General features: G+C 70.8%; 22 protein-coding genes. 14 read left to right on the top strand and 8 right to left on the bottom strand.

Features of this window, described 5'->3' with window-relative positions; translation table 11 throughout:
• Positions 1-40: 40 nt before the first annotated feature.
• Positions 41-2,923: a TonB-dependent receptor plug domain-containing protein gene (locus tag ABTV91_RS03170; protein WP_433854109.1), complete on the bottom strand. Its 2,883-nt coding sequence runs from the start codon at positions 2,921-2,923 to the stop codon at positions 41-43.
• 422 nt (positions 2,924-3,345) lie between these two features.
• Here ABTV91_RS03170 and ABTV91_RS03165 point away from each other — a divergent pair, with 422 nt between their 5' ends.
• Positions 3,346-4,071, top strand: coding sequence for a GntR family transcriptional regulator (locus tag ABTV91_RS03165; protein WP_433853185.1), 726 nt, complete (start codon positions 3,346-3,348; stop codon positions 4,069-4,071).
• Here ABTV91_RS03165 and ABTV91_RS03160 read toward each other — a convergent pair.
• Positions 4,066-4,842, bottom strand: a complete 777-nt coding sequence (locus tag ABTV91_RS03160) for a hypothetical protein (protein WP_433853184.1) — start codon at positions 4,840-4,842, stop codon at positions 4,066-4,068. The genes ABTV91_RS03165 and ABTV91_RS03160 overlap by 6 nt on opposite strands.
• Positions 4,843-4,952: 110 nt before the next feature.
• Between ABTV91_RS03160 and ABTV91_RS03155 the strand changes: the two genes are divergently transcribed.
• The gene (locus ABTV91_RS03155; protein ID WP_433853183.1) at positions 4,953-5,642 is read left to right on the top strand and encodes a winged helix-turn-helix domain-containing protein; all 690 of its coding nucleotides are present in this window, start codon (positions 4,953-4,955) and stop codon (positions 5,640-5,642) included.
• Between the two features lie 5 nt (positions 5,643-5,647).
• The gene (locus ABTV91_RS03150; RefSeq protein WP_433853182.1) at positions 5,648-7,051 is read left to right on the top strand and encodes an ATP-binding protein; all 1,404 of its coding nucleotides are present in this window, start codon (positions 5,648-5,650) and stop codon (positions 7,049-7,051) included.
• On the opposite strand, the gene ABTV91_RS03145 is transcribed toward ABTV91_RS03150, so the two are convergent.
• From ABTV91_RS03145 to ABTV91_RS03125, 5 genes are all read right to left on the bottom strand, one after another.
• Entirely contained in the window at positions 7,048-7,686 is a 639-nt protein-coding gene (locus ABTV91_RS03145) for a ChuX/HutX family heme-like substrate-binding protein (RefSeq protein ID WP_433853181.1), read from the bottom strand. The genes ABTV91_RS03150 and ABTV91_RS03145 overlap by 4 nt on opposite strands.
• Before the next feature lie 44 nt (positions 7,687-7,730).
• A complete protein-coding gene (locus ABTV91_RS03140) occupies positions 7,731-8,414 on the bottom strand; it encodes a class II aldolase/adducin family protein (RefSeq protein WP_433853180.1) in 684 nt (227 codons plus the stop codon).
• Positions 8,411-9,268: a VOC family protein gene (locus ABTV91_RS03135; protein WP_433853179.1), complete on the bottom strand. Its 858-nt coding sequence runs from the start codon at positions 9,266-9,268 to the stop codon at positions 8,411-8,413. The genes ABTV91_RS03140 and ABTV91_RS03135 overlap by 4 nt, the downstream gene beginning before the upstream one ends.
• The gene (locus tag ABTV91_RS03130; protein WP_433853178.1) at positions 9,265-10,167 is read right to left on the bottom strand and encodes a hypothetical protein; all 903 of its coding nucleotides are present in this window, start codon (positions 10,165-10,167) and stop codon (positions 9,265-9,267) included. Before ABTV91_RS03130 ends, ABTV91_RS03135 begins: the two co-directional genes overlap by 4 nt.
• 66 nt (positions 10,168-10,233) lie before the next feature.
• Complete coding sequence (locus ABTV91_RS03125; RefSeq protein ID WP_433853177.1) at positions 10,234-11,388, bottom strand: amidohydrolase; 1,155 nt, start codon at positions 11,386-11,388, stop codon at positions 10,234-10,236.
• A gap of 237 nt (positions 11,389-11,625) precedes the next feature.
• Between ABTV91_RS03125 and ABTV91_RS03120 the strand changes: the two genes are divergently transcribed.
• The 11 genes from ABTV91_RS03120 to ABTV91_RS03070 all read left to right on the top strand — a co-directional run bounded on the left by ABTV91_RS03120 (position 11,626) and on the right by ABTV91_RS03070 (position 22,269).
• Positions 11,626-13,113: a 2-hydroxymuconic semialdehyde dehydrogenase gene (locus tag ABTV91_RS03120; protein ID WP_433853176.1), complete on the top strand. Its 1,488-nt coding sequence runs from the start codon at positions 11,626-11,628 to the stop codon at positions 13,111-13,113.
• Entirely contained in the window at positions 13,094-13,909 is an 816-nt protein-coding gene (locus ABTV91_RS03115) for a 2-keto-4-pentenoate hydratase (protein ID WP_433853175.1), read from the top strand. The genes ABTV91_RS03120 and ABTV91_RS03115 overlap by 20 nt, the downstream gene beginning before the upstream one ends.
• A gap of 4 nt (positions 13,910-13,913) precedes the next feature.
• Positions 13,914-14,867, top strand: coding sequence for an acetaldehyde dehydrogenase (acetylating) (locus tag ABTV91_RS03110; protein WP_433853174.1), 954 nt, complete (start codon positions 13,914-13,916; stop codon positions 14,865-14,867).
• The gene (dmpG, locus tag ABTV91_RS03105) at positions 14,864-15,895 is read left to right on the top strand and encodes a 4-hydroxy-2-oxovalerate aldolase (RefSeq protein ID WP_433853173.1); all 1,032 of its coding nucleotides are present in this window, start codon (positions 14,864-14,866) and stop codon (positions 15,893-15,895) included. The genes ABTV91_RS03110 and dmpG overlap by 4 nt, the downstream gene beginning before the upstream one ends.
• Positions 15,892-16,659 (top strand): 2-keto-4-pentenoate hydratase, encoded by a 768-nt coding sequence (locus ABTV91_RS03100; protein ID WP_433853172.1) that lies wholly within the window; start codon positions 15,892-15,894, stop codon positions 16,657-16,659. Before dmpG ends, ABTV91_RS03100 begins: the two co-directional genes overlap by 4 nt.
• A gap of 3 nt (positions 16,660-16,662) precedes the next feature.
• Entirely contained in the window at positions 16,663-16,860 is a 198-nt protein-coding gene (locus tag ABTV91_RS03095; RefSeq protein WP_433853171.1) for a tautomerase family protein, read from the top strand.
• 48 nt (positions 16,861-16,908) lie between these two features.
• A complete protein-coding gene (locus ABTV91_RS03090) occupies positions 16,909-18,252 on the top strand; it encodes a DUF3100 domain-containing protein (RefSeq protein ID WP_433853170.1) in 1,344 nt (447 codons plus the stop codon).
• A gap of 31 nt (positions 18,253-18,283) precedes the next feature.
• A complete protein-coding gene (locus tag ABTV91_RS03085; RefSeq protein WP_433853169.1) occupies positions 18,284-18,826 on the top strand; it encodes a cytochrome b in 543 nt (180 codons plus the stop codon).
• 19 nt (positions 18,827-18,845) lie between these two features.
• Positions 18,846-20,228: an L-serine ammonia-lyase gene (locus ABTV91_RS03080; protein ID WP_433853168.1), complete on the top strand. Its 1,383-nt coding sequence runs from the start codon at positions 18,846-18,848 to the stop codon at positions 20,226-20,228.
• Between the two features lie 37 nt (positions 20,229-20,265).
• The gene (locus ABTV91_RS03075; protein ID WP_433853167.1) at positions 20,266-21,594 is read left to right on the top strand and encodes a putative porin; all 1,329 of its coding nucleotides are present in this window, start codon (positions 20,266-20,268) and stop codon (positions 21,592-21,594) included.
• A gap of 192 nt (positions 21,595-21,786) precedes the next feature.
• Positions 21,787-22,269 (top strand): REP-associated tyrosine transposase, encoded by a 483-nt coding sequence (locus ABTV91_RS03070; protein WP_433854108.1) that lies wholly within the window; start codon positions 21,787-21,789, stop codon positions 22,267-22,269.
• Between the two features lie 390 nt (positions 22,270-22,659).
• Here ABTV91_RS03070 and ABTV91_RS03065 read toward each other — a convergent pair whose 3' ends face one another.
• Positions 22,660-24,579: a M61 family metallopeptidase gene (locus ABTV91_RS03065; RefSeq protein ID WP_433853166.1), complete on the bottom strand. Its 1,920-nt coding sequence runs from the start codon at positions 24,577-24,579 to the stop codon at positions 22,660-22,662.
• Positions 24,580-24,844: the final 265 nt, after the last annotated feature.

Here is a 24,844-nt window from a genome sequence, read left to right as displayed (position 1 = left end):
CCCGGCCTGCCCGGCGCGATGCCGGGCAGGCCTGCGTTGCTTACCAGCGCTTGTCGAAGGACAGCACCAGGCTGCGGCCCAGCACCGTCGCGTTGGCCGGATCATAGGGGTCCGGCAGGGTATCGACGGCGGCGGTGGTGCCGGTGTCGAAGAACGGCGGCGCGCTGTTGGTGAGGTTGATGGCGGTGAAGCTCACCCGCGAATCATGGAACAGGCCGCCGATGCCGGACAGGTCGTAACCGAGGTGGAAGTCGAACGTCTTCCATGCCTTGATCTTCACCGGCGCGGTCGCCGCCACCGGCAGGCCCTGGGCGTTGGGCAGGAAGCAGCCGGCCACGCACTGGTAGTCGTCCACGTAGTTCATGGTCAGCGATGCGTTGAGGTTGCCGTAGTACCACTTCACGCCGTGCATCGAACGCAGCTTGACCGGGCTGGAACCGTCGGCGGCGCTGTACCGGCCGAGGCGGTCGACGTAGCCTGCGCCCGGCGTGGCCTCGATCTCGTAGGACTTCAGCAGGGTGCCGCGGTTGAAGAACTCCAGCGAGCCGCCGTAACGGGTGTCGAAACCGTAGTCGAGGTTGAAGTCGAAGCCGTCCATCCGCAGTGAGGCCAGGTTGAGCTGGGTGGCGTTGACGATCATCGCCACATCCGCCGGGCCCATCACCGGGCCGGCGCCGAGCTGGCCGAGATAACGCGGGTCGTTCTCCATGATCTGGCGCACGCGGTCCACGCCCGGGTTGATCTCCAGGCTGTCGATGTACGGCGTGGTGCCCTTGGTGAACAGGTCGTTGAGGATGCCGCCCAGCTGCCCGGCCTGGATGCGCACGATGCGGTCGTCGACCTTCAGGTTGAAGTAGCTCGCCCCGGCGTGCAGGCCCGGCGCCCATTCCGGCTTCCAGTCGAAGCCCACGGTCCAGGTACTGGCTTCTTCCGGCTTCAGCGTGGGACCGGCGCCGCCGGAGACCACGATCGCGTTGAAGGTGCAGCCGGCCGCCGTGTTGGACACGCCGTTGAGCGGGACCACGGTGGTGTCGCAGGGCGCGCGGTACAGGTCCGCGCGCAGGAACGCGCCGTTGCCGCCGGTGATCGGCTGCACGCCGTCGTAGGCGTAGCGCATCGGCGGAGCGTGGAACGAGGTGCCCCAGCTGGCGCGCAGGGTCAGGTCGCCAGTCGGCTTGAAGTCCAGGCCGACCTTCGGGTTGAAGGTGGAGAAGTCGCCCATGCCGCGGCTGCGCTCGTAACGGCCGGCCAGCGACAGGTCCAGCTTCTGCGCGAAGCGCGAAGCGTTGTCCTTGCCGATCAGCGGGAACGCCAGCTCGGCGAACACCGCGCCGACGTCGCGCTCGGTGGTGCCGAACACTTCGTGCTTGCTGGAGGTCGAGCGCCAGTTGAAGTCCAGCTCGCCGCCGATGTTCTCGCGGCGATAGTCGATGCCCGCGGCCAGCTTGGCGGTGCCGCCGGGCATCGCGAACAGGTCACCGTCGACCTTGAAGCTGGCCTGCGCCAGCCACGAGGCGAAGTCCAGGTTCTCGTAGCCGATCAGCTGCGACAGCACCTGCTCGGACAGCGGGTCGGTGGTCCACGGGTTGAACGCGGCGTAGTTCAGTCCGGCGCAGTAGGCCAGCTGCGCCGGCGTGGCGTTGCCCGGCAGGCCCTGGCTGCACTGGATCGCGGTCGGTGCCTGCACCCTGCCGCCGGCGGGCGTGGGCAGGTAGTCGTAGATGTTGGCGTTGCGCTGCACGTCGGAGTTGCGGAACTGCTCGTCGCGGCTGTAGCTCAGCGTGGCCTCGCCGCGCCAGCTGCCGCCCAGGTCGAACCCGGCGCCCAAGGTCGCGGCGATGCTGTCCACGCCGACCTCGCGCTGCAGCGGGCGGTCGTCGATCAGCACGCCGTAGTTGTTGGCCACGCCCGGGATCAGGTACGGATTGTTCGGGCCGAGGGTGCCGTACAGCGCCTGGTAGCCCTGGTTGTAGGTGCCGCGACGGCGGGTGTAGCGCAGGTCGCCATACAGGTCGGCCGAGCCCACTTCCTGCTCGAAGCCGACGAAGGCGCTGTGGCGCTCCATCTCCGGCAGGATGTCCACCTTGTCCCAGGCGTCGTGGGTGTTGCCGACGCCGTCGGTGACCGCGACCAGGCCGCCGCCGGAGATGCGCCGCGCCGGCGTGCCCCAGCCGTTGGCGGTGGGCGTATTGAACTGGTTGGCCGCCGCGCCCGCGCGGGCGCCGGCACGGCGCCAGTTCACGCCGCCGCGGTCGCTGAAGTCGCTGCCGGAGCGGTAGATGCCCAGGTCGGTGGCGGCCAGCGCGTCCTGCCGGTCGTACTCGTAGCCGACGATCATGCCGCCGCCGTTCCATTGCCGGCCCCAGGTCTGGCCGATCTGCAGCTGGCTGTTGCCGCCCTCGGTGGCGTTGCCGAGGCGGACCGTGGTGCGTGCACCGTCGTCGCTGCGCTTGAGGATGATGTTGACCACGCCGCCGACCGCGTCCGAGCCGTACACCGCCGAGGCGCCGTCGAGCAGGATCTCGATGTGGTCGACCGCGTTGCTGGGGATGGTCGAGATGTCGACGAAGTCGCCGTACTGGCCGGCGGCCGCGACGCGGCGTCCGTTGACCAGCACCAGGGTGGACAGCGCGCCCAGGCCGCGCAGGTTCACGCCCTGCCCGCCGGTCATGTTGGAGCCGGCCACGCTGCTGTCCGAGCCCTGGATGTTGTCGCTCATGCCCACGCCGCCGGCGAAGTTGGCCGGCAGTTCGCGCAGGAAATCGGCCACGGTGGCCTTGCCGCTGGCCTGGATCTGCTCGGCGCCGATCACCATCACTTCGTTGCCCGCCGGCGTCGCGCCACGGATGTTGGTGCCGGTGACGACCACCGTATCCAGTTGCACCGGCGCTTCCTGCGCCTGCAGCGCGCCGGCGATGCACACCGCCAAGATCGAAAATCCGCTGGCCAGAACCCGCTGTTTCCCTGCTCGACTGCTCATCATTCCCCCGCATTCACTGTGGCTGACGGATGGACGCCCACGCTGCCCGCATGTCGCCGGCAGTGGCCGTTCCCGGGCCCGGGCCGATGCCCCATCCACGTTCCGAAGGCCGGCGCCTGGCGCCGGAGTGCACCCGGATCACACCAAGAGCGCGTCGAAGTGTCAACGAAAATTACGATATTTTTTCCACATCTATGCGGATGATAGCCAGTCTCACATGTTAGCCAGCCACCCGGTCTTTGAAAAACAATGACTTGAAGCGTTCACAAAAGGATAGCGAATGCCACGTTGTCGAAATTAATGCGGAGAATGCTGCAACACAGCAAAGAATTTGATTTTCGAAATTCCCGCCCCACACTGTACGCATGACGACCCCAGCCTCCGCCCCGGCCACCACTGCCCGCACCCTGGCCAAGCGCGCCTACCAGCGCCTGCGCCGCGACATCGTCCACGGCCAGTGGCCGCCCGGCGGCAAACTCAAGCTGGAGGCGCTGGTCCAGCATTACGAGATCGGCATGTCGCCGCTGCGCGAGGCGCTGGCGCGACTGGTCGGCGACCAGCTGGTGAAGACCGAGGACCAGCGCGGGTTCTGGGTGGCGCCGCTGTCGCTGGAGGAACTGGACGACATCTCGCGGGTGCGCAACCTGATCGAAACCGAGGCGCTGCGTCTGTCCATCGAGCGCGGCGACGAGGCCTGGGAAGCGCGCGTGCGCGACACCTACGACGCGCTCAACGAAGTCGAGGGCGAGGTGCTGGGGCGCGGCGAAGGCGCGCCCCAGGAACTGCTCGACGCATGGGAGGAGCGCAACCGCCAGTTCCACTACGCGCTGGTGTCGGCCTGCGATTCGCCGTGGCTGATCAAGCTGCAGGAACTGCTCTACCACCAGGCCGAACGCTACCGCCGGGTGTCGCTGAGCGCCTCGCGCGGCAAGCGTTTCGTGCAGGACGAGCACCAGGCGATCTTCGAGGCGACGCTGGAGCGCAACGCGCTGCGCGCCTGCCGCCTCACCCACGACCACCTCATGCGTACCTACGACGAGGTGCGCAAGACCGTGGCGGCGCTGGGCGCCGGGCAGAAGGACGCCTCATAGCAGGTATTCCAGCGCCAGCTTGACGGTGCTGGTGCGGCCGCCGCGCGGATCGTCGACGCTGCGGCCGGCCAGCGCCTGCCATTGCAGGTGGCGGCCGATCCGCCGCTTCGCGCCGATGTTCAGGCGCAGCTCGCGCGCCCCCAGGTCCTGCCGCGGCGCGTCGGCGACCAGTTCGATCCCGCACGACCAGCGCGGCGCGGCCACGTACTCCAGCAGCAGCCCGGCGCCGAGCTTGTCGGCATCGCGGCCGAAGGTGCGCTGCATGCTGGCTTCGCCGGTCAGGCGCATGTCGCCGAAACGGCGGCTGGCGCGCACCGGCAGCTCCAGCGCGTAGGCGCCCTTGCCGATGCCGCTGGCGCGATCCCCGGTCGGCAGGCTCAGCGAAGGTTCGATGGCCAGCGCCGGACGCTGGCCCTGCTCGTCGAGCAGGCGCCACTTCATGCCCACCGACAGGTCGCGCATGCCGTGGCTGTCGCGGCCATCGGCGCGCTCGATGCGGCCGTGGCCGGTGCCCATCGTCAGTTCGAGGTTGTCGGCCAGCGGCCCGCCGACGCCAAACTTGGGCAGCACCCAGGTGTCCTTGTCGGCGCCGTGCTTGAGCTGCACGTTGCTCTTGAACTTGATGCCCTTGGCGGTGCTGGTGCTGCCGGTCTCGTAGGGACCGGCCAGCGCGGGGGCGCTGGCGCCGAGCAGGAGGCACAGCGCGGAGGCGGGGCGGAGGAGCGGAATGGCGGGCATGGCGTCGATCTCGGCGGTGGAACGGACCGCCATGCTCGGCGCGCCGCCATTACCCGCGCCTGCCCGCCACATTGCGCAGCGGTAACCTGCGATGGCGGCGGCGCGCGGCTATCCTGCAGGCCGCGATGACGTAGGAGCGGCGGATGCAGATCCTGCTGGTGGAAGACGACCAGGAGACGGCCGAGTACATCGGCGACGGCCTGCGCGCCGAAGGGCACCAGGTGGTGCATGCGGTCGATGGCCGCGACGGCCTGTACCTGGCGATGGACGAGGCGGCGCCGGATGTCGTGGTGGTGGACCGCATGCTGCCGGGGCTGGACGGGCTGTCGCTGGTCAAGGCGCTGCGCAGCGCCGGCTCGCAGGTGCCAGTGCTGTTCCTGACCGCGCTGGGCGGCGTGGACGACCGCGTGCTCGGGCTCAAGGCCGGCGGCGACGACTACCTGGTCAAGCCCTTCTCCTTCGCCGAACTGGCGGCGCGGATCGAAGCGCTGGCGCGGCGGCCGCGCGCGCTGTCGGCGCAGACCCGGCTGCAGGTGCACGACCTGGAGATCGACCTGCTGGCGCGCACCGCCAGCCGCGGCGGCCAGCCGGTGGACCTGCAGCCGCGCGAGTTCCGCCTGCTCGAATACCTGGCCCGCCACGCCGGCCAGGTGGTCACCCGCACCATGCTGCTCGAACACGTCTGGGACCTGCACTTCGATCCGCAGACCAACGTGGTGGACAGCCATATCAGCCGCCTGCGCGCCAAGATCGACCGGCCGCACGGGCAGCCGCTGATCCACACCGTGCGCGGCGCCGGCTACCGCCTGGACGCCGGCGCCGAGCCGGAGTGACGCCGATGCCGCTGCCGCGCCTGCTGCGTACCAGCAGCTTCCGCCTGACCCTGCTGTACGCGGCGCTGTTCACCGCCTCGGTGGCGATCCTGCTGGGCATCGGCTACCTGGAGATCCGCGGCTACGCCACCCATCTGCAGGACGAGATCGTCAAGCGCGAGGTGCAGTACCTGCGCCGCGCCGAGCAGGACGGCGGCACGCCGGCGGTGCGTGCGCTGCTCGAGCAGCGCCTGCGCCAGCCCCTGCTCAAGTCGATGCGCTACGTGCTGCAGGAGCGCGACGGCCGCCTGATCGCCGGCAACGCGCCGGCGCAGGCCGGACGCCCCGAAGGCCGGTTCTGGTTCCGCATGCCCAAGGGCGACAGGCCCGACCAGATGCGCACGGTGCGCGCCTACGGCCTGCCGCTGCAGGACGGGCGCTACCTGGCCGTGGGCGAGGCCGGCAAGGCGATCGAGGAATTCACCGACCTGCAGGGCGCGCTGCTGCGCGACATCGGCTACGCGCTGCTGGCGGTACTGGCGCTGGCGCTGGCTGGCGGCGCGCTGATGAGCCACCTGATGCTGCGCAGGGTCGAGCGCATCGTGCGCGATACCCGCGCCATCGCGCTCGGCGAGCCGGCGCGGCGGCTGCCGGTGGGCGACGGTGGCGACGAGTTCGACCGGCTCGCGACCAGCGTCAACCACATGCTCGACCGCATCGACGCGCAGGCCGATTCGCTGCGCCAGGTCTCCAACGACATCGCCCACGACCTGCGCACGCCGCTGGGCCGGCTGCGCCAGCAGCTCGAACGCGGCCGCCGGCTGCGCGACGTCGATGCCCTGCATGGCGTGCTCGAACGCGCCACCAGCGAGGTCGACACGGCGCTGCGCACCTTCGCCTCGCTGCTGCACATCGCCCAGATCGGCGGCGACCCGCACCTGCTGCAGCAGGCGCCGATGCCGCTGTCGGAACTGCTGGAAACACTGGCCGAAGTGCACCAGCCCGCGTTCGAGGCCGCCGGCCAGCATTTCCACGCGGACATCGCGCAGGACCTGCGGGTGGCCGGCAACCGCGACCTGCTCGGCCAGTTGTTCTCCAACCTGCTGGAGAATGCCTGCCGGCACTGTCCCGCCGGCGCCCACGTGACGCTGCACGCCGGAACCAGCGCGGACGCGGTAACGGTGAGAGTGGCCGACGACGGGCCGGGTATTCCGGCGCAGGAGCATGCGCACGTGTTCCGCCGCCTGTACCGGCTGGAGCGCAGCCGCACCACGGCCGGCAGCGGCCTGGGCCTGTCGCTGGTCGAGGCGGTGGCGCGCGCCCACGGCGCGCAGGTCGAACTGCACGACAACCGGCCCGGACTGGACGTGCGGGTGCGCCTGCCGCGCCTGGCCTCCGCGCCGCCAGCGGCGCGAAGGCCGGGGGATTAACCGGCCGCGCAGATGCGCGGTTGGCTGCGCAGCAGTTCGCGGGTGCGCTCGAAACCGGCCACCGCCCTGGGATCGAAATCCTTCACGCCCTCGGACACGTACAGGCCGACGATCAGCGCGCCCTTTTTGTCGTAGAAGCCGAGGATGCGGGTGAACTTGTCCGCTTCCCTGGTCGGCAGCTGGAGGGCCCAGATCTGGTCCACTTCCTGCGGGGTGATGTGGCCGTGCACGCCGGCGCCGCCATCGGCGTACATGTCGTACCAGATGGGCGTGCTGGTCGACTGGGTCTGCGGCACCTTGCTCGGGAAATTCCACACGTGCATGCCGCCGGAGGTGAACACGATGCCGATGCGGGTGTCCGCGCCCCAGGCGTCGACCGACTTCCACACCTCGTCGAACAACAGGCGGTTGGAGCGCACGCCGTAGGCCTGCGCCGGTTCCAGCGCGCTGACCACGCGCGTCTCGTCCATGCGGAACAGCCGCGCCACCGCCGGCGGCGGTGCGCCCGGGCGGGTCTGCGCGTAGTAGTGGCGGATCACCTTGGTGTCGTCGGCCGAGGCGCAGTTGTCGGCGGCCGCGGCATGGCCAGCCAGGCCGAGCGCCGCCAGCAGCGACGCGTTCAGCAGGGTCTTCATCGGTCTTTCTTCCGTCTTCGGGTGGTGGAGAGGCGGGCGGCGGCTCAATCCAGCTCGGCGTCGCCCGCGGTGAGGTAGTCCCACATGCGCTCGAGCAGGCGGCCATCCCAGGTCGCGCGGACCGCGGACTGCTCGTCGCTCAGGCAGGTCGGCAGGGTGTGCGCGGCGGCGGACAGGCAGTCCAGTTCCACGCGCGCGGCGTCTTCCAGGTACCAGGCCAGCACCACCGCCGCCTGCAGCGACTGTCCGGCGGTGACCGCGCCGTTGCCGCGCATGACGATGGCGCGCGCGTCGCCGAGCTGCTCGGCCAGGCGCCGCGCCTGCACGTCCGAGCGCAGCAGCAGCGGGTCGTCCCACAACGGCGGCTGCGGGTGGAAATAGGCGCCGAAGCCGTGCCGGGCCAGCGGCGTGCGGCCGAGCACGCTCAGGCTCATCAGCTTCGGCGGCTGGATCCGCGCCACGCCGCCGACATCCGGGCGCCGGCGGTAGATCTCGCGGTGGATGCGCACTTCCGGCAGCACGCCCTCGGGCAGGTCGCCGTCCAGCGGCACTACCGTGCAGCGCTCGCCCGGGCGTACCAGGCCCAGCGGCCGTGACGGTGCGACCAGGAACGAGGTCGCATCGATGCGCGCGCTGCAGTGCCCGTAGGCATGCACCAGCCCGGCGCGGCCCAGCGCGCGCGCCGCCACGCGCACGCTGCGCGCCAGCGCTTCCAGCTGCGCGCTCACTTGCGGAACTCCCGGATCTGCGGCTCGGCACCCCACATGCAGAAGCCCGGCGGCGCGAACTCGAACTGGCGCTCGCGGTACAGCAGCTCGTCGGCGATGCTGCTCACGCCCGAGGAATACTCGTAGACCATGCCGTCGGGCCCTTCGAAATACAGGAAGCGCGCGCCCGAGGTCGGATGGCGGCCGGGCCCGAACACCACCGGGATGCCGTGGCCGCGCAGGTGGTGCAGCGAACGCTGCACGTCGTCGGCGCTGGCCACCTGGTGGTTGATGTGCTGGATGCCGGCGCGGGTGGTCGGAAACAGCGCGATCTTGTGGTGGACCTCGTCGATGCGCAGCAGCGGCGCGTCGCCGATGCGGTCGCTGACCCGCGCGTTGCACACCGAGGTCCAGAACGCCTCGTCGCGCGCGGCGTCGGTGGTGCACAGGCCAATGTGGCTGAAACCGGTGATGCCGGCATCGCGCGTGCCGTGGTAGCGGCGCGCGGACATCTGCGGCCGCCACACCAGTTCGATGCGGTTGCCGGTGGGGTCGCGGAAGCCGATGAAGTCGCGCACCTTGCGCTGCTGCGCCTCGCCGGCGGTGCCGCGGTGCACCGGATGCCCCAGGCGCTCGAGCTCGGCGCCGGCCGCGTCCAGTTCGGCGCGCGTGTCCACTTCGAAGGCGACGACCTGGTCGGCCGGATCGCCGTCGAAATAACACAGCGTGTGCTCGCGCTGGTCGGACTTGAAGTAGGCCGCGCCGTGGCCGCGTTCGGCCACTTCCAGGCCAAGGATGGTGGTGGCGTAGCGCGTGGCGCCTTCCAGGTCGCGGGTTCCCAGGCGCACGTAGCTGACGTCGCGCAGGTGGATCATGCGCTGGGCACCCCGCGCAGCGCCGGGCGCTGCGCCGCGGCCTCGGCCGCGAGCTCGGCGATGGTGCAGTCGCTGCCCCAGGCGCAGTGCGAATCGGCGCGCATCGCGAACTGGCGCGGGCGCCGCGCCGAGGCCGCGTCGATGCGCTCGCCCTCGGCAACGAAGCTGTAGTACACCGCGTCGGGCCCGGCGAAGGTCACGAACGCCTGGCCCGATACCGGCCGGCGGCCGGGACCGTGGGCGACGGCCTGCGGCAGCGCGCGCAGGCGGTGGTACTGCTGCATCACCTGGTCCAGCCCCTGCACGTCGAACTCCACCGCCAGCACGCCGGCGGCCGCAGCGGGGAACAAGGCCAGCCGGTGGTGCGCCGCGTCCATGCCCAGGTAGGCCGCATCGCCGATCCAGTCGCGCACCTGCAGGCCGAACAGGTCGGCCAGCAGCGCTTCGTCGGCGGCCACGTCGGTGCTGCGCAGCGCCAGCGCCGCCAGCCCGGTCACGCCGCTGTCGCGCGCCGGGAAGAAGCGCCAGCCCTGGTTCTGCGGGCGCACCACCAGTTCCAGGCACAGGCCGCCGGGCGTGGTGAACGCGGCCAGCGCGCGTACGTTGCGCCGCGCCGCCAGCGTGGCGTCGCGCGTGGCGGCGATGCCGCGCGCCTGCAGGGCCTGCAGCGCCGCCTGCAGCGCGGCCTCGTCGCGCAGCTCCAGGCCCACCGCATGACGCCGCGGCGCCGCATTGGAATAGACCAGGCTGTACTGGCGTTCGTCGGAACGGAACGCCTGTTCGCCGTTGCCGGCCGGCAGTGCCTGCAGCCCGAGTTCGGCGCCGGCGAAATGCGCCGCCGCCTCCAGGTCGCGGGTTCCAAGGACGACGTAACGCAGTTGCTCGATGACGGTCGACATGACGCGGTGCCTCAGTTCGTTGCGGTGGCCGTGCAGGGTGGAAGTCGTCGGCGCGGCGGCGCGGGCTCAGCCCAGGCGGCGGCGCACGATCCGCTCGAACACCGCCGCCGCCACCGGCAGCAGCTGGTCGTCGAAACGGAAAGTCGGGTGGTGGCACATGGCGCTGTCCATGCCCAGGAACAGGTAGGCACCCGGCCACCGCTCCAGCATGTAGGAAAAATCGTCGGAGAACGGATAGGCGCGCATGTCGGTCCTGACGTTGTCCGCGCCCAGCACGTCGCCCAGCGCCTGCGCCGCCAGCGCGGCCTGTTCCGGAGCGTTGACGCAGGGCGGGCAGGAATGCGGGATGCGCAGGTCGATGCTGCAGCCGGAGATCTGCGCGTAACCCTCGCACAGCGCGCGCAGGCGCTTGAGCAGTTCGTCGTGGACCTCGCGCGACAGCGAGCGGATGGTGCCGCTGAGCGAGGCGGTGGACGGGATGATGTTGTGGGTGGTGCCCGCCTGCAGGCTGCCGACGTTGATCAGCGCCGCTTCCATCGGGTCGATGTGGCGGCCGACGATGGCGCTGATCTCCACCGCCAGTCGCGCGGCGACCTGCAGCGGGTCGTTGGCCCGGTGCGGCGCGGCGGCGTGGCCGCCGACGCCCTCGATGGCGATCTCGAACACCGCCAGCGACTGCAGCGTGGCGCCGGTGCGCACGCTGGCCTGGCCGCCGGGCAGCGCCGGCATGTTGTGGAAGGCGTAGACCTCATCGCACGGCCAGCGCTCGAACAGGCCGTCCTCGATCATCCGGATGGCGCCGCGGCCGCCTTCCTCGGCCGGCTGGAACACCAGCACCACGCGGCCGCTGGCCGGCGGGTGCTTCACCAGGTGCTCGGCGGTGCCCAGCAGCGCGGCGGTGTGGCCGTCGTGGCCGCAGGTATGGGCCACGCCCGGACGCTGCGAGCGGTACGGCAGCTCGTTGTGCTCGTCCATCGGCAGCGCGTCCATGTCCGCGCGCAGGCCGATCGACGGACCCGGCCTGCCGGAATCGATCACCGCCACCACGCCGGTACCGCCCAGGCCGGTATGCACCTCCAGCCCCAGTCCACGCAGCACTTCGGCCACCAGCGCCGACGTCCGCTCCTCCTCGAAGCCCAGTTCGGGCCAGGCATGGATGCGCTGGCGCCAGTCGGCCATGCGCGGCGCCAGGGCAAGGACGGAATCAGGAACAGCGGCCATCAGGGTGCATCTCCGGAACGTGGGCGTGGGACGGATCAGAGCAGAGTCCCACCGCGCTGTCAAATTTAATTTCGATATTTTGCAGACATTGCGAAATTTGTCTGGCATGATCGCCGCTCGAGCATCAGCCCAACAAACATTGGCATTTGGCTGACAGACGAGAGAAATCCGGCCCCCAAAGCACCACGAGGAAACGGAATAAATTTCGTAATTTATGGATTCGACCACGGAAACCACATGAACACCATTGCAGCGCAAGCGCCCGCTCCCTCCGTCATCACGCACTACATCGCAGGCCGCCCGGTCACCTCCAGCCGGCCTCCGTTCGCCAACATCGATCCGGCCACCGGCCAGGTCGTGGGGCATGTCCACGAGGCCGACGCCGGCACCGTCGACCAGGCGGTGCGCGCGGCGCGCGAGGCGCTGCACGGCCCTTGGGGCCGGCTAACCGACGGCGAGCGCGCGACGATCCTGCGCCGGCTGGCCGACGGCATCCGCGCCCGTTTCGACGAGTTCGTCGCCGCCGAGGTGCGCGACACCGGCAAGCCCAGGAGCCTGGCCAGCCACCTGGACATCCCGCGCGGAGCGGCCAACTTCGACGTGTTCGCCGACCAGCTGGCGCACGGCGCCACCGAAGCGTTCCGCTCGCCCACGCCCGACGGCGGCACCGCGCTCAACTACGGCCTGCGCACGCCGCGCGGGGTGATCGCGGTGATCTGCCCGTGGAACCTGCCGCTGCTGCTGATGACCTGGAAGGTGGCCCCGGCGCTGGCGTTCGGCAACACCGTGGTGGTCAAGCCCTCGGAGGAAACCCCGAGCACCACCACCCTGCTGGCCGAGGTGATGAACGACGCCGGCGTGCCGCCGGGCGTGTTCAACGTGGTGCACGGCTTCGGCCCGGACAGCGCCGGGCAGTACCTGACCGAGCACCCGGACGTGAACGGCATCACCTTCACCGGCGAGACCCGCACCGGCACGGCGATCATGAAGGCCGCGGCGGTGGGCGTGCGCCCGGTTTCCTTCGAACTGGGCGGCAAGAACGCGGCGCTGGTGTTCGCCGACTGCGACCTGGACGCAGCCGTCGCCGGCATCACCCGTTCGGCCTTCCTCAACAGCGGCCAGGTCTGCCTGGGCACCGAGCGCCTGTATGTCGAACGGCCGATCTTCGACGCCTTCGTCGTGCGCCTGAAGCAGGCGGCCGAGGCGCTGCGCCCGGGCGACCCGAACGCGGAGGGCACCACCTTCGGCCCGCTGATCAGCAAGGCGCACCGCGACAAGGTGCTGTCCTACTACGCCCGCGCGCGCAACGAGGGCGCCACCATCGTCACCGGTGGCGGCGTGCCGTCGCTGCCGGCGCCGCTGGCCGGCGGCTGGTGGGTGGAGCCGACCATCTGGACCGGCCTGGCGGCCGACTCGGCGGTGCTGACCGAGGAAATCTTCGGGCCGTGCTGCCACATCGCCCCGTTCGACCGCGAAGACGAAGCGGTCACGGCGGCCAACGACAGCCCCTATGGGCTGGCCACTTCGATCTGGACCGGCGACCTGTCGCGCGCGCATCGCGTGGCGGCGGCCATCGAGGTCGGCGTGGCCTGGGTCAACTGCTGGTTCCTGCGCGACCTGCGCACCGCCTTCGGCGGCGCCAAGCAGTCGGGCATCGGCCGCGAAGGCGGCGTCCACGGGCTGGAGTTCTATACGGAGCTGCGCAATGTCTGCATCAAGCTTTGAAGCACTGGCCGGCACCGCGCCGGTGCGCGAGGCCGCGCGCCTGCTGGGCGAGGCCGCACGCAGTGGAACGGCCTGCGAACCGGTCGCGCCGCTGCTCCAATCCGGCGGCATCGACGCCGCCTACGCGGCCCAGCACCTGCTCACTGAGCAGGCGCTGGCCGGCGGCCGGCGCCTGTCCGGGCGCAAGATCGGCCTGACCTCGGTGGCGGTGCAGCGGCAGCTGGGCGTGGACCAGCCCGACTACGGCATGCTGTTCGACGACATGGCCCATGGCGACGGCGAGGAGATCGCGCTCGGCCGCCTGATCCAGCCCAAGGTCGAGGCCGAGATCGCCTTCGTGTTCGACCGCGACCTGGACGCGGAACGGCCGACGCTGGGGCACGTGCTGGGCGCCATCGGCTACGCGCTGCCGGCCATCGAGGTGGTCGACAGCCGCGTGCGCGACTGGAAGATCGGCATCCTCGACACCATCGCCGACAACGCCTCCTCCGGCGTCTACGTGCTCGGCGGCGCGCCGAAGAAGATCGACGCGCTGGACCTGCGCCTGTGCGGCATGAGCCTGGAGCAGCGCGGCGAGCCGGTATCGCTCGGCTGCGGCGCGGCCTGCCTGGGCAACCCGCTCAACGCGGTGGTGTGGCTGGCGCGCACCGCCGCGCGCATCGGCCGGCCGCTGCGCGCCGGCGACACCGTGTTGTCCGGAGCGCTGGGGCCGATGGCCGTGGCGCGCCCGGGCGATGTCTTCGAAGCCCGCATCTCCGGCCTGGGCCGGGTCGCGGCCGCCTTCCGCGGAGAGTGAACCCATGAGCAAGCGCAACGTCGCGGTGATCGGTTCCGGCAACATCGGCACCGACCTGATGATCAAGATCCTGCGCCACGGCCGCCACCTGCAGATGGCGGCGATGGTCGGCGTGGACCCGCAGTCCGACGGCCTGGCGCGCGCGCGCCGGCTCGGCGTGGCCACCACCCACGACGGCATCGAAGGCCTGCGCGCGATGCCGGAATACGCCGGCATCGACATCGTGTTCGACGCCACCTCGGCCGGCGCCCACGTCGGCCACGACCGCCTGCTGCGGGCCGACGGCAAGCGCGTGATCGACCTGACCCCGGCCGCGGTCGGCCCCTACGTGGTGCCGGCGGTGAACCTGGACCAGCACCTGGCCGCGGGCAACATCAACATGGTCACCTGCGGCGGCCAGGCCACCATCCCGGTGGTGGCCGCGGTGGCGCGCGTGGCGCCGGTGCGTTACGCCGAGATCGTCGCCTCCATCGCCAGCAGGTCCGCCGGCCCCGGCACCCGCGCCAACATCGACGAGTTCACCGAGACCACTTCGCGCGCGCTGGAGACCGTCGGTAGTGCGCAGCGCGGCAAGGCGATCATCGTGCTCAATCCGGCCGAGCCGCCGCTGATCATGCGCGACACGGTCTACTGCCTGACCGAAGGCGGCGACCCCGCCGCCATCGCCGCCTCGATCGAGGCGATGGTCGCCGACGTGGCCGGCTACGTGCCCGGCTACCGGCTCAAGCAGCAGGTGCAGTTCGAAGCGCTCGACGCCGCCGCGTGCGCGGCCATCCTCGGCCGCGCCGACGCCGCGCCGGGGTTGAAGGTGTCGGTGTTCCTCGAGGTCGAGGGCGCCGGCCACTACCTGCCGGCCTACGCCGGCAACCTGGACATCATGACCTCCGCGGCGCTGGCTGCGGCCGAACGCATGGTCGAGGTTTCCCTGGACACCGCCACCGAGGAGGGCGTGCGATGAACCGGCTCTACATCCAGGACGTGACCCTGCGCGATGGCATGCACGCCATCCGCCACCAGTACGGGCTGGACCACACCCGCGCCATCGCCGCCGCGCTGGACCGCGCCGGCGTGGCCGCCATCGAGGTGGCGCACGGCGACGGCCTGGCCGGCTCCAGTTTCAATTACGGCTTCGGCCGGCACTCGGATCTGGAATGGATCGCCGCGGTGCGCGAGAGCGTGCAGCAGGCGAAGCTGACCACCCTGCTGCTGCCCGGCATCGGCACCGTGCACGACCTGCGCGAGGCGGTGGCCGCCGGCGTGCGCTCGGTGCGCGTGGCCACCCACTGCACCGAGGCCGACGTCGCCCGCCAGCACATCGAGGAAGCGCGCCGGCTGGAGATCGACGTGGCCGGCTTCCTGATGATGAGCCACATGACCCCGCCGGCCCAGCTGGCCGAGCAGGCGCTGAAGATGGAGAGCTACGGCGCGTACTGCGTGTACGTGACCGATTCCGGCGGCGCGCTGACCATGGACGCCACGCGCGAGCGCGTGCGCGCGCTGCGCGACGCGCTGCGCCCGGAAACCCAGATCGGCATCCACGCCCACCACAACCTGTCGCTGGGCGTGGCCAACTCCATCGTCGCGGTGGAGAACGGCGTGACGCGCGTGGACGCCTCGCTGGCCGGCATGGGCGCCGGCGCCGGCAACGCACCGCTGGAGGTGTTCATCGCCGCGGCCGACCGCATGGGCTGGGAACACGGCTGCGACCTGTACGCGCTGATGGATGCGGCCGACGACCTGGTGCGGCCGCTGCAGGACCGCCCGGTGCGGGTGGACCGCGAGACGCTGAGCCTGGGTTATGCCGGCGTCTACTCCAGCTTCCTGCGCCACGCCGAGAAGGCCGCCGCCGACCACGGCCTGGACGTGCGCTCAATCCTGGTCGAGCTGGGGCGCCGGCGCATGGTCGGCGGACAGGAAGACATGATCGTCGACGTCGCGCTGGATCTGCTGGCGCGCAACCGCACTTCCGAAGGACAGACCGCATGACCGCCATCGACATCGACGCGCTGGCCGCGCGCCTGGACGACGCCGCCCGCCACGCCACCGCCACCCCGCAGCTGGAGCAGGCCATCAGCCTGCAGCAGGCCTATGCGATCCAGCGCCTGAGCATCGAGCGCCGGCTGCGCCGCGGCGAACGCCGCATCGGCATCAAGATGGGCTTCACCAGCCGCGCCAAGATGGTGCAGATGGGCGTGTCGGACATGATCTGGGGCCGCCTGACCTCGTCGATGCTGGTCGACGACGGCGGCTCCATCCGCATCGGCGACTACGTGCATCCGCGGGTGGAGCCGGAAGTGGCCTTCCTGGTCGGGCGCCCGCTGGCCGGCGCGGTCACCGCGCCGCAGGCGCTGGCCGCGATCGACGCGGTGGCGCCGGCGCTGGAGATCATCGATTCGCGCTACGAGGACTTCCGTTTCTCGCTGACCGACGTGGTCGCCGACAACAGCTCCTCGTCCGGCTTCGTGGTCGGCCCCTGGCGCAACCCGGCCACCGATCTGGACAACCTCGGCCTGGTGCTGGACTTCGACGGCCGCCCGCAGGCGTTCGGTTCCACCGCCGCGATCCTCGGCCACCCGCTGCGCTCGCTGGTGGCCGCCGCGCGCGTGGTCGCCGAGGCCGGCGAAAGCCTGCAGCCTGGGGACATCGTGCTGGCCGGCGGCGCCACCGCCGCCTGCGCGCTGCGGCCCGGCATCCACGTGTCGCTGGAGGTCGCATCGCTCGGCCGCTGCGGCTTCCACGTCGAGGGCTGAACCATGCCGATCCTGCACGCGCACATCCTGGCCGGCCGCAGCGCCGAGCAGAAACAGGCCTTCGCCCGCGCCGTCACCGAGGCCGCGACCGTCCACCTCGCGGTGCCGGCCACGGCGGTACGGGTGCTGATCCACGAGATCCCGGCGGCCGAGTGGTTCACCGCCGGCGAACCGAAGGCGCCACCCACGCCCGCGCGCTGACGCCGACCCGCACCGCCCCTTGCGACCCGAACACGAGCGATTCCAGCCATGCCCCACGCCGCAGCCAACACCGTTCCCTCCCCCCCGCCGGCCGCCCCGCGCCGGCTCTGGCTCCTGCTGCTGGTGGTCCTGGCGGTCACGGTCCTGACCGAATGGATCGGACCGATCGCGGTGCCGGTGTGGTCGTCGAAGATCGTGATCCTGCCGATGCTGATGGCGCTGCTGCTGACCACGACGCTGGCCGCGCTGCACGCGCGCATGCCGGCGGCGCTGCGGCTGGACGTGCCGCTGCAGCGCCACGCCGGCAAGCTGCTCAACGCCGCGCTGCTGCTGTTCATCGTCAAGCTCGGGCTGATGGCCGGGCATTCGATGCCGCAGCTGCAGAAGGTCGGCTGGGCGCTGGCCTTCCAGGAACTGGGCCATGCCTTCGGCACCATGGTGCTGGCGCTGCCGCTGGCGCTGATGCTGGGCATCAAGCGCGAGGCGGTCGGCGCGACCTTCTCGATCGGGCGCGAGAACAGCCTGGTCATCATCGGCCAGAAGTACGGCATGCAGTCGGCCGAAGGCCGCGGCGTGCTCGCCGAGTACATCACCGGCACGGTGCTGGGCGCGGTGTTCATCACCCTGCTGGTGAGCGTGATCGCGCCGCTGGGCATCTTCGATCCGCGTTCGCTGGCGATGGGCGCCGGCATGGGTTCGGGCAGTCTGATGGCGGCCGCGCTGGGCGTGATCACCGTCGGCATGGCGCCGGAGGTGGTCAAGGAACTGAACGCCATCGCCGCGGCGGCGAACCTGATCGCCGGCGTGGTCGGGTTCTACTTCGCGGTGTTCGTCACCCTGCCGCTGTGCAACTGGCTGTACGCGCGTCTGGAACCGGTGCTGGGGCGCACCGCGCTGGCGCGGCGCGCGCCCTCGGCCGACGACCTGGACCCGCAGGCGGCGATGGCCGAGGAGGACGAGAACCCCTCCTTCGCCGACAGCGTGGTGGCGCTGCTGCTGATGGTCGCCGGCATCACCCTCAGCAACTACATGGGGTACGGCGTGCCGCCGCAGCAGACCCTGCCGGGCGTGGCGGCGATGGTGGCGATCGTGCTGGCCGGCATCGCGCTCAAGCGCGTGCTGCGCCGGCTGCCGCTGATGCTGTTCCTGGCGGTGGCGGCGACGCTGGTGACGATCCCCGGCGGCTGGCCGCTGGCCGACGCGCTGGCCACCACCGTCGACCGCGTGCAGTTCATGAGCATCACCACCACCGTGCTGGCGCTGGCCGGCTTCTCGGTGGCGCGCAAGCTGCCGATGTTCCGGCGCCTGGGCTGGCGCATCGTCGCGGTGTCGCTGACCGCCACCGCCGGTACCTTCATCGGTGCGGCGGCGATCGCCGAGTTCTTCCACTGACGTGGCCGCGGCGAACGACATGGCGCGCGGCATGGACGCAACGTCGCGCTGGCCGGCGGCGGTGCGCTGGCTGCACTGGCTGGGTCTGCTGCTGGTCGTCGCCACCGCGGCGATCGGCCTGCTGATGGTGGACATGGAGCGCGGCAGCGACCTGCGCCGGCTGTGCTACGGCCTGCACAAATCGCTGGGCGTGTCCGCGCTGGCGCTGGCGGCGCTGCGCATCGCCGTGCGCGTGGCCACGCGCGCGCCCGCGCCGCCGGCCGGACCGGCCTGGCAGCTGCGCGCCGCGCGCGCCACCCACCTGCTGCTGTACGCGCTGCTGCTGGCCCTGCCGTTGTCCGGCTGGCTGCTCAACTCGGTGGCCGGACAGCCGTTGCCCTGGTTCGGCCTGTTCCAGCTGCCGGCGCTGACCGCGCGCAACCCGGATCTGCGGCAGGTGCTGGACGCTGCCCATGTGTGGCTGTTCTGGACGCTGGCCGCGCTGGTCGCGCTGCACCTGGCGGCGGTGCTGCACCACCAGCTGCTGCGCCGCGACGGGCTGCTGCGGCGGATGCTGCCGGCCGCGCGCGGCTGAGCGGCAAGGGGTATCCACGATGTCCGTCAGCACGTTCGACCTGTTCAAGATCGGCATCGGCCCGAGTTCGTCGCACACCGTGGGCCCGATGCGCGCGGCCGAGCGCTTCGTCCACCGCTGGCTGCTCGATCCGGGCAGGCTCCAGGACGTAGTGCGCATCCGCGCCGAGGTGTTCGGCTCGCTGGCCCTGACCGGCCGCGGCCACGGCACCGACACCGCCGTGCTGCTCGGCCTGGAAGGCCACCGCCCCAACCTGATCGACCCGGACATCATCCCGGCCACGCTGGCGCGCATCCGTTCCAGCAAGCGCATCAACCTGATGGGCCAGCATGAGATCGCCTTCGACGAGAAGCGCGACCTGGCCCTGAACAAGCGCCAGAAGCTGCCCTACCACACCAACGGCATGCGCTTCACCGCCTTCGACGCCAACGACGCCGTCATCGCCACGCGCGATTACTACTCCGTCGGCGGCGGCTTCGTGGTCAATGCCGACGATGCCGCCGACGACCGCATCGTGCCCGACCAGACCCCGCTGCCGTATCCGTTCAGGAGCGGCGACGAACTGCTGGCCCAGGCCGCGCGCAGCGGCCTGAGCATCGCCGCGCTGATGTTCGAGAACGAGAAGTGCTGGCGCAGCGAGGCCGAGATCAAGGACGGCCTGCGCGAGATCTGGGACGCCATGCAGGCCTGCGTGGCGCGCGGCATCCGCTCCGAGGGCACCCTGCCCGGCGGCCTGCACGTCAATCGCCGCGCCCCGGCGCTGTACCGCGAACTGTCCGCGCGCCCGGAAGCGGCCATGCGCGATCCGCTGACCACGCTGGACTGGGTCAACCTGTACGCGCTGGCGGTCAACGAGGAGAACGCCGCCGGCGGGCGCGTGGTCACCGCGCCCACCAACGGCGCGGCCGGCATCATCCCGGCGGTGCTGCACTACTACGACCGCTTCTGCCCGGGCAGCAACGAGCAGGGCGTGTTCGACTTCCTGCTCACCGCCGCGGCCATTGGCATCCTCTACAAGGAGAACGCCTCGATCTCCGGCGCCGAGGTCGGCTGCCAGGGCGAGGTCGGCGTGGCCTGCTCGATGGCCGCCGGCGGGCTGATGGCCGCCCTGGGCGGCAAGCCGGGGCAGATCGAGAACGCCGCCGAGATCGGCATGGAACACAACCTGGGCCTGACCTGCGACCCGATCGGCGGGCTGGTGCAGATTCCCTGCATCGAGCGCAACGCCATGGGCGCGGTCAAGGCGATCAACGCCGCGCGCATGGCCATGCGCGGCGACGGCAAGCACAAGGTCAGCCTGGACAAGGTCATCAAGACCATGCGCGACACCGGCCGCGACATGCAGGACAAGTACAAGGAAACCAGCCGCGGCGGGCTGGCCGTCAACGTCATCGAATGCTGAGCGTTCCCCCGTCATCGACACCCGCGAAGGACACCCCATGAAGCCATCCATCCGCCCCGCGCACCCGCCACGCTGCCTGCTCCCGCTGGCCCTGCTCGCCACCGGCATCGCACCGGCCTACGCGCAGCAGAACGGCGACCATGCCGCACTGCTGGAACAGGTCGCGCAGCTGCGCGCGCAGCAGGCGCAGCTGGCGCGCATGCAGCAGGACAACGAGGCCGCGCTGCGCGCGCTGGAATCGCGCCTGGGCGTGGCCGCGGCGGTGCCGGCCACGCCTGTGGATGCACCGGCACCTGCGCCCATCGCCGCCAGCACACCGGCGGCATCGACCACGGGCGATGCCACGTCGCGGCTGAAGATCAGCGGCGACCTGCGCGTGCGCTCGCAGTTCGAGAACTCCAACGGCGGCGCGCGCGACCGTACCAGCGGCCAGGTGCGCGGCCGCCTCGCCGCCGCGTTCGCGGTCAACGACCGCGTCAGCATCGGTGCGCGCCTGGTCACCGGCAACCCGGACGACCCGCGCAGCACCGACGTGCAGCTGTCCAACTGGGACGACGACCTGGAGGTCAGTCTGGACCAGGCCTGGCTGAAACTGGCCTTCGGCGAGCTCGACCTGCACGCCGGCAAGATCCCGCAGCCGTTCACCCGCACTGAGCTGGTGTGGGACGGCGACGTCAACCCGCAGGGCCTGTCGGCAAACTGGAAGCACGCGCTGGCCGGCGGCGGCGCGCTGCGCGCCAACGGCCTGTTCTTCGTCGTCGACGAGCAGGCCACCGGCGCGGACAGCACCATGGCCGGCGCACAGATCGGCTACGACACGCCGGCGCTGGGCCACTGGCGCTTCGACATCTCGGCCGCGCACTACCGCTACAGCATCGGCAGCACCGTCGGCGCCACCGCCACCGACTGGCGCAGCAACCTGCTGCGGCCCGACGGCAGCTACCTGTCCGGCTTCCACCTCAACGACGTCATCGTCGGCGCCAGCTGGTCCGGCTGGGGCGAACGCTGGCCGCTGCGCGTCGTCGGCGACTACGTGCGCAACAGCGCCGCGCGCGCCGACGCCGACAGCGGCTACGGCGTGGACCTGCTGCTCGGGCGTGCGCAGCAGCCCGGCGACTGGCGCGTCAGCTACGGCCACGCGATGGCCGAGGTGGACGCGGTGCTGACCGCGTTCTCGCAGGACAACATCGGCCTGGGCAGCAACTACCGCATGCATGCCTTTGGCGTGGATTACGTGCCGTGGCCGAAGACCACGCTCAGCGCGCTCTGGTACCGCTACCGGCCGCTGTCGGCGCAGTACGCCGGCGCCGCCGACCCCGGCGACTGGCTCAACCGCTTCCGCGTGGCGCTGATGGTCAGCTTCTGAGCCGCCGCCCCGTAGAAGCGTCCATGGAAACGACCGTAGGAGCGGCTTCAGCCGCGATGGCGCTTTACCGGCAAAGCCCCTTTCGCGGCTGAAGCCGCTCCTACGGGAAGCGCAGCAGAATTCCGACATGCGTTTCACGCGTGCGCCGACGTGGCACCCACCATCCGTCGCGTCATGTTGTGCGGCATGCTCATGCCATCCATCGCACCTGGCCATCGCGCCCTGCGCAAGGGACGGGACACGCGGCCCAACGGCCTGTATCTGCTGACCACCACCACGCATGGGCGGCGGCCCATGTTCGCCCAGTGGCACTGCGCCCGTGCTGCCGCCGCTTCGCTGGCACAACCGGAAAGCTGGCCCGGCGCGGAGCTGCTGTGCTGGGTATTGATGCCCGATCACTGGCACGGCCTGGTCCGGCTGCAGGATTCCGGCGCCCTTGGCGTTGCGATGCGCCACGCCAAGGGACGTTCGGCACGGGCGGTCAACCTCGCCCGCGAACGCAGCGGACCGGTGTGGTCGCGTGCATTCCATGACCATGCCTTGCGCGCGGACGAGGACATCCTGCGCTGCGCGCGCTACGTGATCGCCAATCCATTGCGCGCCGGACTGGTGGAGCGCATAGGCGACTACCCCTATTGGGATGCGGTATGGCTTGAGCATGCTGCCATCCCGTAGGCGCGGCTTCAGCTCTACCGGCAAGGCCCTTCGCGGCTGAGGCCGCTCCTACGGGTTTTCCTTGCGGCACGTTGCCCTGCGGCAAGAGCGGGGATCGGGCGCGATTCCCGGACACATCCCGCGTGCCCGCAGGCCCTGTCGCCCTTCGTAGGAGCGGCTTCAGCCGCGAGGGGGCCTTGCCGGTAAAGCCCCATCGCGGCTGAAGCCGCTCCTACGGGTTTTCCTTGCGGCACGTTGTCCTGCGGCAAGAGCGGAGTTCCGGCACGGTTCCCGGACACATCCCGCGCGCCCGAAGGCCCTGTCACCCTTCGTAGGAGCGGCTTCAGCCGCGATGGGCCTTGCTGGGAAAGCCCCATCGCGGCTGAAGCCGCTCCTACGGGTAACGCGGGGTTACCTGCGCGCGCTGAAGATCGGCGTCAGGTAGTCGGGGGTGCCTTCGATGCGCTGCAGCGACGGGTAGCGCAGGCCGCCGTGGTAGTCGATGCTGAGCGTGCGGTAGACGTCCATCTCCTTGACCAGCAGGCGGATCGGCTGCTTGCCGTCCTTGGCCGCGCGCACCGCTTCCTCCAGTTCGTCGGCGCTGTACTGCAGGTCGTTGACCGCCAGCACCTGCATGCCGCTGCCCAGTCCGGCGTCGAAGGCCGGGCTGTCCCAGCGCACTTCGCCGATGCGGCCGCCGGCGTCCAGCGACATGCCCAGCGAGTAGATGAAGCTGGCGCCGCGGCCCTTCATCATCGCCTTGTAGTAGGCGCTGGGCTTCTCGCCATAGACCAGTTTCCAGCCGGCCGCCTCGATGCCGCCGGTCAGACCGGTCCTGCGCTCCAGGCGGTCGCGCAGGAACTGCGTCCAGTCGCCGGTGGGCTGCACCTGTTCCAGCGTGGCGGCCACGTCCTCGAAGGTGTAGGTATCCGGCCGCTCCCACTGCCCGTCGTTCTTTCCGAAGAAGGCGCGGGCGAAGTCGTCCAGGCTGCGCCGGCCCTTGCTCAGGCTGCGGATGCGCACGTCCGCCTCCAGCCACAGCATCTGCCCGCCCTGGTAGTAGTCCTCGCTCATCTGGTAGCCGCGGTAGGGCTTGGGCTTGCGGCGCGCGATCACCGGGTCGTTGGTGGTATCGCCCAGCGCGCGCCATTCCAGGCCGGGGCGGTTGTCGGCATAGGTGGCCGCGACCAGCGCCAGCGCGTCGCGCGAGGCCCCCATCGGGCGGATGCCGGCGCGCGCGGTGAGCACGTTGCCCCAGTACTGGGTCTGCCCTTCGTACACCCACAGCAGGCTGCCCTGCATCGGCACGTTGTAGTGCAGCGTGGCCAGGTCGGCCGGGCGGCGGTACTTGCCGTCCCACGAATGGGTGTACTCGTGGCCGAGCAGGTCGCTGCTGCCGATCTTGGCGTCCCAGCCGCTGAAATAGTCGCGGTCCTCGCTGTTCTCGCTGGAGCGCTGGTGCTCCAGGCCGATGCCGCCGAGCTGATTGGTCACCGCGAACAGGAAGTCGTAGTGGTTGTAGTGTTCGGCGCCGTAGAGTTTGCGCGCCTGCGCGACCAGCGCGCGGTGCTGTTCGATGTGCTCGGGCTTGGCCTCCAGGTCCTTGGCCCGGTCGGCGAACACGTTCAGGCGCACCGGGCGGGTGCCGGCCGGCGCCAGGTCGATGGTGCGGTGGTAGCGGCCGGCGAACACCGGCGAATCGACCAGGATTTCCAGGTTGGTCGGCGCGTAGTGCACGGTGTCGCCTTCGCGGCGTTCGACTTCCAGCGCGCTGGCCGCTTCCCAGCCCTGCGGGTAGCGGGCGCTGGCGCGGTAGGTGATGGCGTGCGCGGCATGGCCGGCCGGGTACAGCACCATCGCGATCCACTGCAGGTTGAGCATGTTCGGGGTCATCACCGTGCGCCCCTGCGAGGCGTCGGTGGGGCTGAGGAACTGGTAGTCCATGCGCAGTTCGTTCACGCCTTCGGGCACCTGCACGTTGAAGGTGAAGACATCGAGCGGATCGCGCGTCCACTCCAGCCGCTGGCCGTTCCCGGTGACGACCAGCCCGGCCAGCTTCTCGATCGCGCCGCTGGCGGCGTGGTTGCCGGGCAGCCACGCCGGATAGTGGAAGCGCTGCAGGCCGGGCCGCACCGGCACCGTCTGGCGGATCTTGAACACGCGCTGGCCCAGGTCGGTGGCGTCCACGTCCAGCACGATGGTGCCCGGGTAGGCCGCCTCGCTGATGGCGACGCCGCGCGCGTCGGTATTCGGCACGTCGGGGGCGGCATGCGCCAGGCCCATGGCGGCCATCAGCGCCAGTCCCAGCATGGCGGGGCGGATTACATGCATCGGCAGACCTCTCGTCGGTTCGGATCGACGGATGATCGCCGGATCGGGCAGGCGGCGCACGGGCCGTTCGGCATGCCTCCATGCCCGGATTGCGCCGGCGCCATCTCCCGGAAACGAACAGCCGCCCGGGGCGGTTTCGGCATCGCTGGCGATGGCAGGAAAGCGCGAGCCGTCATGGTTGGCAGCAACGAAAAGGAATCGCAAGGAGCGATTCCGGCCATCGCTTGCCGATGGCCCCGAGGATTGCCGCCATGGGCGGCGGCAA

Source organism: Stenotrophomonas nitritireducens (assembly GCF_050984405.1).
Lineage (GTDB): Bacteria > Pseudomonadota > Gammaproteobacteria > Xanthomonadales > Xanthomonadaceae > Stenotrophomonas > Stenotrophomonas nitritireducens_B.
Note: the sequence above shows the minus strand (reverse complement) of the source record. Positions and strands in the feature narration are given on the sequence as shown.